This window comes from Moorena sp. SIO4E2 (genome assembly GCF_010671945.1).
GTDB lineage: Bacteria > Cyanobacteriota > Cyanobacteriia > Cyanobacteriales > Coleofasciculaceae > Moorena > Moorena producens.
In genome coordinates, this window is the sequence record NZ_JAAHIE010000985.1 from 1 (window position 1) to 2,032 (window position 2,032).

A 2,032-nucleotide genomic window follows, 5' to 3' on the forward strand; every position below is an offset into this window, starting at 1 on the left:
TGTTACAATCAACGAGCAGAAAAGCCAGCTTACAATCGTCTCACCTTTTGTTTGCTGGGGGTTGCAACTGCTGCAGATTTAATTCAGGATAAACAGCGCACTCCGTTTAATATTGGTCAGGATATTCAATTAACTGGGTTTACTTTTGAGGAAGCCAAACAGCCTTTGGTTCCGGGTTTGGTAGGTAAGGTGGATAATCCTGAACAGGTGTTAGGTGAAATAGTAAAATGGACGGGAGGACAACCGTTTCTGACTCAGCGCGTGTGTCGTTTGGTGGTGCAGACCTGGGAATCGGGCAATAGTCTTTCCCTAGACCAGATCGTGCGTAGCAAGATTATAGACAATTGGGAAGCTCAGGATGAACAGGAGCATTTGAAGACCATACGCGATCGCATTCTCAGGAATGAGCAACGGGCTGGTATGCTCTTGGGTTTGTATCAGCAAGTGTTGGAGCACGGGTGTATAGCTGCTGATGGTAGTCAGGAACAGACGGAATTAAGGTTATCGGGGCTGGTGGTTGAGCGTCATGGTTGTTTGGAGGTTAACAACCGGATTTATGGGGAGGTTTTTAATTCCGATTGGGTCAAGACAGAATTGGCCAGACTGCGCCCCTACGCTGAGGCGTTTACGGCTTGGGTTAATTCTGGGTGTAAGGATGAGTCTTTTTTGTTGCGGGGGAAAGCATTAGACCAGGCGGAACAATGGTCTAGGGGAAAAGCGTTAAGCGATTTGGATTCCCAGTTTTTAAGAGCTAGTCAGATTGTAGATAAGGGAGAAGTACAAAAGGCTTTGGCGGCTGAGAAAGAAGCTAGAGAGATATTAGCTAAGGCGAAACAGGAAGCGGAAGCGTTGCTAGCAGAAGCCAAATTATTGACACGACTAGAACGGAAAGGACTTATTATTTTAAGACAGTTACAGGATAATGCTTACTACGGCCCCAGTACAATAGGGGAAACGCTTTTGTATGAAGCAGTAGAGACTGGGCAAGAGCTACTTAGTATAGTAAAAGATGGTTGCCCCCTGGAGCAATATCCTGCTACTAGTCCTATAAATGCCCTCCACCAGAGTATTAGTCAATTCCGAAAAGGGGCTGTGCTCAGAGGGCATCAGAACTGGGTAAGGAGTGTAGCCTTCAGCCCGGATGGACAGAGGCTGGCCACTGCTTCAGTTGACAAAACTGCCAGAATTTGGGACAACCAGGGCAATCAAATTGCTGTGCTCACAGGGCATCAGGACGAGGTAACGAGTGTAGCCTTCAGCCCGGATGGACAGAGGCTGGCCACTGCTTCAGAGGACAAAACCGCCAGAATTTGGGACAACCAGGGCAATGAAATTGCTGTGCTCACCGGGCATCAGGACAGGGTATGGAGTGTAGCATTCAGCCCGGATGGACAGAGGCTGGCCACTGCTTCAGAGGACAAAACTGCTAGAATTTGGGACAGAAAGGGCAATGAAATTGCCTTGCTCACCGGCCATCAGGACTCGGTATTAAGTGTAGCCTTCAGCCCGGATGGACAGAGGCTGGCCACTGCTTCAGATGACAAAACTGCCAGAATTTGGGACAACCAGGGCAATGAAATTGCCTTACTCACCGGGCATCAGGACAGGGTATGGAGTGTAGCCTTCAGCCCCGATGGACAGAGGCTGGCCACTGGTTCATTCGACAACACCGCCAGAATTTGGGACAACCAGGGCAATCAAATCGCCTTGCTCACCGGGCATCAGGAATGGGTAAATAGTGTAGCCTTCAGCCCGGATGGACAGAGGCTGGCCACGGCATCAAGGGACAACACCGCCAGAATTTGGGACAACCAGGGCAATCAAATCGCCTTGCTCACCGGGCATCAGGAATGGGTAAATAGTGTAGCCTTCAGCCCGGATGGACAGAGGCTGGCCACTGCTTCATGGCGATACCAAAGAAAATCAGATGATATACTAACTAGAGTTAATTTTCGCCATAGCTGATAAGGTGCAAATCTTGGAATGACACTGCTGGAACTGCGATTTTATCCCATTGAAGGCAAGCAAGATT

1 protein-coding gene is annotated in these 2,032 nt (G+C 49.1%); it reads left to right on the plus strand.

What is annotated here, in order from left to right; genetic code table 11:
- Positions 1-1,965: eIF2A-related protein (locus F6K37_RS39755; RefSeq protein WP_353839080.1), on the plus strand; the 1,965-nt coding region annotated here is incomplete at its 5' end.
- Between the last annotated feature and the right edge of the window lie 67 nt (positions 1,966-2,032).